The following is a 6,916-nucleotide window of genomic DNA, read 5'->3' as shown; positions in this document are numbered from 1 at the left end:
AAACTCTTCTCTGGAAAGAAAATCCGAAATCAAGGAAAATTTGGGGGAAAGTTATTTGGAAAATAGATTTTTTCTCTATGAGAATTTAACAGCGAGAAACCCTCAAAAGCTCCTTATCCAAAAGATCGCAAGAGAGGCAGCTCTAGACCCCAAGATCGTACAGATCATCGTTCAAGAGCTTCTGAACTGCGTTACAGAAAGTCTTTCTAACGAGGATCGACTAGAATTTCGCGATTTTGGTGTCTTTGAAACCATCATCCGCAAGCAAAAAATAGGAAGAAATCCCAAAAAGGCCGATATCCCTATTGTTATCCCCCAAAAGCGCGCTGTAAAATTTATTCCAGGCAAAAAGGTCAAAGAAAAGGTGATGAGCTCCTAAAAAGGCGCAAATCACCCTTTAGACTGAAAACTCCCCTATCCCTCCACAAGAGAAGTTACCTCTTGATAGTCTCCCTAAGTCGAGAGATCACATATTTGATGTCGTCCAAGTTATCCTTAGAGAGCTTTTGCTTCTTTTTTACCAACTGATCCGTTGTTTCAAGAAGCACCTTTACTTGAGAATCGACACTCTTTTTACTCCGACGGTCCCCTCTAGAAAATTCTTCTTGAACGATCGAGAGAAGATCCTTACTTTTTAAGTTGAAGTATTGATCAATGATTTGAAGCTTCCGACTTAAATCCCCTCTCCGATTCGCTAAGCTATAAGCAGCCTTTTGAGGCATCGTCTTATATTTCGTCCTCAAACCTTCATTGGGAAGAGCCGTAAACAGCTCATAATAGGCCAACATATTATAACCACTTCTCAAACTTCCAAAAGTAGACTCCAACCAAACGGTAAATGTCCCATTCCGATAGTCCTTTAACATTTCACGCGCTTTAACAACTCTCTCCCCTATCAAAAAAGCGCCCTGCCTAGAGATCGATTTGATTTCAGAAGTAATCGCTTTTAACGTCGTCATATTCTGAGTCAATTCCTTCTTCGACAAATTGTCTGGAATCCAATTCGACTCTAAAATCTCTTCAAGCTGACGTTCCTCCTCCGGGTCTAACTTTTGCAGGTCAAAAACCGCATTAAAGCTATTTGTCTGGGTAACAAGGTTAAATTCCACCTTTTTACTCGACGCAGAACCTTTCTTTAACGCGGGGTTGGCAAACTTTAGTTTCCTAGACACCCACTTTCTCCTTCTTTTTAGACTTTTTCTTCGTGTCGCCAACACGGCTCAAAAACTCTTTTGCTAAAACTTTGTAGTCATCTGCTGCCCTAGACGAAGGTTCATAATCAAAAACATGAACCCCTTCAAACACAGCCCTAGAGACAGCCTTATCCCTTCTTACCTTTGATTCTAATGTTTTCCCTGGGAAATGTTCCTCAACCGCTTCAAGCAACTCTTCATTAATCGCACCACGCTCATTCCAGAACGTAAAAACAACTCCCAGTACATCTATCGGATGATATTCATTCACCGTCGTGAAAATCTTTTGGAGCTGTCCAAGAGCAATCACACTATATGCCTCTGGAATCGCACAAATCATCGAATAGTCAGAGGCAAAAAAAGCAGATTGCGTAAGCCACCCTAAAGATGGGGGTGTATCGATGAAACAGTAGTCATATTGATCTTTTACACTTTGCAAAGCTCTTCTTACCCTCTCATGGGCGTAGCAATCATTTCCAAGTGGTGGAAGCTTCTCTACACCATCCAGAAGGATGTTTGCAGGAATAATAGAAAGGTTCGGTGTAGAGGTTTCTACGATCACATCCTCAACCTGCGCTTTTTCTTGCAGAACTAAAACCATTGTCTCTAAACAATCAGCACCTACTCCTAAACCAATCGATAAATTCGCTTGAGGATCAAGATCTACAAGTAAGACCTTCTTTCCATGAAATTTGGCTAAACAGCTCCCTAAGTTCAGAGCCGTCGATGTTTTGGAGGTTCCTCCCTTAAAGGAGCAAAAAGTAACTGTTTTCATCTTATTCCTAGTTGTTTTAAAGCGCGCTAACATATCTTTCATCATAGAATTCCACATTTCCGTTAATCTATCAGATTTTAACCGCACTCGCAACTTAAATCAGACAAAGGGGTGTGATTAAAATCCGTACTCTATGAACCCCCTTGGAAGCGGCTGGGGCATTTTCCTGAGAAAAGGCTAATAGGTGTTTGTCAAATTTTCTAATAAGCTGGGCAAATCTGGTAGAAAACTTCCCGAAAGAAAGAGGGTTTTCATAGAGTACGGATTTTAATCACACCCCAAACAAAGGCTCAACAATTTCTCCAGATATGCAACGGTTGCATATCTGAAAACTCTCTGCATCACACCTAGAGGTTCACCTCTTAATTCGAATGACTGCTAGCAACAGATTCTTTCAGGACCCTCAGTCACCTCATATAGATAAATAGGAACACTCAACCCAGATATGCAACCGTTGCATATCTGCCTAATCTCCTGAAAACCAAAGAGGTTTTTTAAGATATCATTCACACAACTGATCGTTGACTTCCAATGCAAAACCATGTAGCCTTAAAAGGAAGGCTACACTTAACACTTTGTGGAACGATGACTGAAACTATGGAGATCGCCTCCCAAGAGGCAGAAGCGTTAATCTTGGGCAGAATGATAAACAGCATTGAAGACAGAAAGGCTTGCTGTGAAAGCATTCAACGCCATCACTTCTTTTACGCAGAACATCAAACGCTTTTTGACGCCCTTTCACATCTAAACAAAGAAGATAAGCCAAGCGAAACCCAACTCCTTATCGAATATCTAAAGTCTCATGACCTAATAGAGAAAGCAAAAGGGGCAGATTACGTTTTCGACTTAGCTCAAACCGCACCATCTCCCATCCACTTACAAAGTTATGTCACGATCTTAAACAGTAACTGGGCAAAACGAGAAGCTCTTTCAGAAGTTAAAAAGTTTTCCGCTGAAATAGGAAAAACCCATGACGTTCCCAGTTTCATTGAGAACTTTTCTAAACGGTTTAGCGCAATCTCAAAAAACCTCCTAAAAAGCACCTCTCAAAGCTTTGCAGAAATCAGTGCTTTAGAAGGGGAGTCTGGCTACCTTGCAGAGCTCGCCTTTAGAAGAGAGTTCTTTCAAAAGCACAACAAACCTTTCGTAGATGGCGTTTCAACGGGCTATGACGCCCTAGATCGAACGATCGGAGGGTTTGGTAACTCAAACCTCATCATCATCGCTTCAAGGCCAGGAATGGGGAAAACAGCCCTAGCCCTAAACTTTGCCCAAAAAGTCTCAAAAAACCATCCCGTTGGAATCGTCTCTCTAGAAATGTCTTCGATTCAACTCTACGAAAGAATGCTCTCTATGGAAAGTGGCGTTGCAGGCGATACGATTCGTGAAGGGAGAACAACAGGTCAAGAGTGGAAAACTATCGAAAGAGTCGAACCTCAAATCTCCCGCCTACCGATCTTCATTCAAGAGGGGAGTTGCTTTCTAAATGATATCACAGCAAAAATTCGCCACCTTAAAGAAGAAAAGGGGATTAAACTCCTTATTATCGATTATCTCCAACTCATTCGAGGAACAGGGGAAACCCGACTCGTAGAGATCTCTACAATTACTCGAGACCTAAAAAACCTCGCTATGGAACTCCATATCCCTATTGTATGCCTCGCCCAACTCTCAAGAAAAGTCGAAGAACGGACCAACCACCGCCCATTACTTAGCGATCTTCGAGAAAGTGGCTCGATAGAACAAGATGCTGATGTTGTGACATTCCTACTCAGACCCGATTACTATGATGAAAATGACCGTCCAGGAGAAGCAGATCTTATCATTGCTAAAAATCGTCATGGAAAAACAGGGGAAGTTGCACTTCATTTCTCTAAGAGTTTTGCTAAATTTGACCCATTAATTACCAAAGAGGATACAGACAATGACATCTTCTAAAGAAGCCCAAGTAGAAGTTATAGAAAGCTCTTCGAAAGAAAACCTAGCAGAGCTTGCGAAAAAAGGGGCTCTCATAGATCAAATTGAAGCGATTTGGGATAAACTCTTAGAAGAAAAGCTTGATGCAATCCTTGCTGCTCCAGAATTTAAAAAAGAGGGTTTTAATAGCCTCATTAAGCATGTCAAAGACAATGCCCCGGAAGGAGAAGAAAAAACCTCTCTTTTAGAACACTTGGTTTTTCTTAAAAACAACAGTCAAAGACTAATACAGTTTCTGGATCCAGGGAAAAAGGGGATCGAAAAGTTTCGCCAATCAGGTCACATGATTGACCAAAAACTAAAATATGAATTCCCTAAAAAAAACCAAATAACGATCTTCGATATGATTCAATCCAAACCGATTAAATCAAAAATCGAAAAGCATGGCTTTGAAGTAAAGTCTGTTGGAGTCAGACTAACTGCACCAGAAGACAAACTCTTAAATGCACTCCAAACCCTTCTCCATCAAAAAAGCCAAAACCTCAATCCCCATGATCCTGATTACTACAAGGGGAATGTCGAACCTACACTCGTTATTTTTGGAAAAGAGAAAAAAGAAAGCCCAAGAATTCGAATCAGACCTGGAGAACTTTATAAAACTTATCTAGGAAATGCCAACTACTCAGGAAAAGACATTAAATTTGTGCGAGAAACTCTCATGAATCTATCGGCAAAAAAGTTCCTAATGCTCTTTGACCGTAAAAGACAAGTCACCGAAAAGGGGAAGACAAAAATTCTAACAGACCGAATAGAAGAGTACCAAAGTCTTATACAGGTGATTAAATACACGGAAGGTATCGAAGAAAAAGACCTAAAGAAGATGTCGGATAACACCTCTATATTTGACTCTAAGGGAGAGCTCATTATCGGCTTTAACCCAATCCTAGTCGAACAAATAAACACAAAATACGTTGAATATCCTACCAACATCAACAAAAGAATGGTAATAGCAGCCGGTGGTCACCGGCTAGTAACAGAAGCAATGAATATCCTTAGAGACTACCTAATGAGAGAACTTGCTTCTAAACGGACAACTGTTGAAATCAACGAAGAGCGCCTACCTCATGTCCTTAAACTCACAAAATACCTTCAATCGCGCCAAAAAAAGCGAGTAGCACAACGCATTAGCGATGCTATACAAACAGTAACCAATCTAGGATTGCTAGCCTCTTTTGAATATGTTGAAGGGAGGGAAGGCCAAATGAAGTACATTTTCCATATTAATCCTGATTTTCAATAATTTTATTCAGAAAAACCAAAAAACCCATAATGTTCTTTTCTTCGGGATACTTGTAGCAACCCCTTTTTCATATCTTTCGTTATGCTTGTAGCAGGGGAGTTTTCTACCTAACTGAAGCCCTCTAGGTAGCAGACTAAAACATGATCCTTACCTTTTTCGGGATACTTATAGCAACCCCTTTTTCATATCTTTCGTTATGCTTGTAGCAGGGGAGTTTTCTACCTAACTGAAGCCCTCTAGGTAGCAGACTAAAACATGATCCTTACCTTTTTCGGGATACTTATAGCAACCCCTTTTTCATATCTTTCGTTATGCTTGTAGCAGGGGAGTTTTCTACCTAACTGAAGCCCTCTAGGTAGCAGACTAAAACATGATCCTTACCTTTTTCGGGATACTTGTAGCAACCCCTTTTTTCATATCTTTCGTTATACTTGTAGCAGGGGAGTTTTCTCCTATTTCCTTATCTAACAGAAACCCTCTATGTAGCAGCTTAAAGCACGGTCCCTACTTCCTTTCGGGATACTTGTAGCAACCCCTTTTTCATATCTTTCGTTATGCTTGTAGCAGAGGAGTTTCCCCCTTATTTTCTTATCTAACAGAAACCCTCTATGTAGCAGCTTAAAACACGGTCCCTACTTCCTTTCGGGATACTTGTAGCAATCCCTTTTTCATATCTTTCGTTATACTTGTAGCAGAGGAGTTTCCCCCTTATTTCCCTATCTAACTGAAGCCTTCTATGTAGTAGCCTAAAAACATGATCTCTACCGCTTTTAGGGATACTTGTAGCAAGCGTCTTTTTCCACCTTTCGTTATGCTTGTAGCAGAGAGATTTTCTAACTTTTCCTATCTCCTTGAGATCCTCTATGTAGCAGCCTAAAAGCACAATCCCTACCTTCTTTCGGGATACTTGTAGCACCCCCTTTTTCATATCTTTCGTTATGCTTGTAGCAGAGGATGGCTCCTTTTTTTCAGGTCTGCCTAAAGCCCTATATCACGGCCTAAGATCTCTTGAACTTTTTTCCTCTGATGTTATAGTTAGCTCTAATAGACCCTAATTTTTAACAATTACTTGGTTTAGAAAAGCTTCTGTTCGGGACACTTGTAGCAAATAGCCGGGATACTTGTAGCTAAAACACCTTGTTTTTCGTTATAGTCGTAGCAAATCACCGGTATATGTGTAGCAAATCACCGGTATGTATGTAGCATTTTTCATAGAGAAAAACAGGGTGTAAGATCTTATAAGAAGTATATAAGAATATATAAGATCTTATAAGATGGGTAGCCACTTAGCCGCAGGCTTTCCTATCGGAGCCTGCAGCGGTGGCTTACCAAACCGGTATAGAGAAACTCTGTTGACGTAACAAAAGATCCTTTTTTCAAGCATACAACAAAAACTTCAAAAAAATAAGCTTTTGAATCGCGCAGCACAAACTCCTTCAAGGCTTCTAATAGCTTTCCAAGCTGTTTATCTGAATTTGGAAAATTTTGACAAGTAAATGTTTTTTTAGTAAGCTCTTCGCTTGTTGTAAATTTTAACTCATTGACAGGTAAGCCACTGGTTTGACCAGTGGACTTTCAAGGCTTGGCCTTAAGATTTAGTGAAAAAAGACGATGTTGTATTTTCCTTGTTGGGCTTGGCAGACCAACAAAGGAAAAAATTATGAATACAACATCGTCTTTTGAGAGTTTATCTCATTCTAAATGGGATTGTAAATACCATATCGTGTTTAT

6 protein-coding genes are annotated in these 6,916 nt (G+C 40.3%); 3 read left to right on the top strand and 3 right to left on the bottom strand.

Translation table 11 applies throughout. The features are described from left to right. On the top strand, positions 1-379 hold a 379-nt coding region (locus NEPTK9_RS08740), incomplete at its 5' end, for an HU family DNA-binding protein (protein ID WP_228547104.1). Positions 380-434: 55 nt separating this feature from the next. Here the strand turns inward: NEPTK9_RS08740 and NEPTK9_RS08735 are convergent. Both NEPTK9_RS08735 and NEPTK9_RS08730 read right to left on the bottom strand, forming a co-directional pair. Then, entirely contained in the window at positions 435-1,172 is a 738-nt protein-coding gene (locus tag NEPTK9_RS08735) for a CT583 family protein (protein ID WP_194848449.1), read from the bottom strand. Continuing rightward, positions 1,165-2,055 (bottom strand): ParA family protein, encoded by an 891-nt coding sequence (locus NEPTK9_RS08730; RefSeq protein WP_320412061.1) that lies wholly within the window; start codon positions 2,053-2,055, stop codon positions 1,165-1,167. The genes NEPTK9_RS08735 and NEPTK9_RS08730 overlap by 8 nt, the downstream gene beginning before the upstream one ends. Positions 2,056-2,553: 498 nt before the next feature. On the opposite strand from NEPTK9_RS08730, the gene dnaB reads away from it, so the two are divergent. Next, positions 2,554-3,906, top strand: coding sequence for a replicative DNA helicase (gene dnaB, locus NEPTK9_RS08725; protein WP_194848448.1), 1,353 nt, complete (start codon positions 2,554-2,556; stop codon positions 3,904-3,906). Continuing rightward, positions 3,893-5,185: a hypothetical protein gene (locus NEPTK9_RS08720; protein ID WP_194848447.1), complete on the top strand. Its 1,293-nt coding sequence runs from the start codon at positions 3,893-3,895 to the stop codon at positions 5,183-5,185. The genes dnaB and NEPTK9_RS08720 overlap by 14 nt, the downstream gene beginning before the upstream one ends. Before the next feature lie 592 nt (positions 5,186-5,777). On the opposite strand, the gene NEPTK9_RS08715 is transcribed toward NEPTK9_RS08720, so the two are convergent. Beyond that, positions 5,778-6,113 carry a hypothetical protein gene (locus NEPTK9_RS08715; RefSeq protein WP_194848446.1) on the bottom strand — a complete coding sequence of 112 codons (336 nt, stop codon included), beginning with the start codon at positions 6,111-6,113 and terminating at the stop codon, positions 5,778-5,780. Between the last annotated feature and the right edge of the window lie 803 nt (positions 6,114-6,916).

The sequence above is a fragment of the Candidatus Neptunochlamydia vexilliferae genome (genome assembly GCF_015356785.1).
In the GTDB taxonomy this organism is placed as follows: domain Bacteria; phylum Chlamydiota; class Chlamydiia; order Chlamydiales; family Simkaniaceae; genus Neptunichlamydia; species Neptunichlamydia vexilliferae.
Note: the sequence above shows the minus strand (reverse complement) of the source record. Positions and strands in the feature narration are given on the sequence as shown.

Excerpts from the sequence above, each read along its gene's own strand:
- dnaB (WP_194848448.1), top strand. The coding sequence starts at position 2,554 with ATGACTGAAACTATGGAGATCGCCTCCCAAGAGGCAGAAGCGTTAATC.
- NEPTK9_RS08715 (WP_194848446.1), bottom strand. The coding sequence starts at position 6,113 with ATGAAAAAGGGGGTGCTACAAGTATCCCGAAAGAAGGTAGGGATTGTG.
- NEPTK9_RS08720 (WP_194848447.1), top strand. The coding sequence starts at position 3,893 with ATGACATCTTCTAAAGAAGCCCAAGTAGAAGTTATAGAAAGCTCTTCG.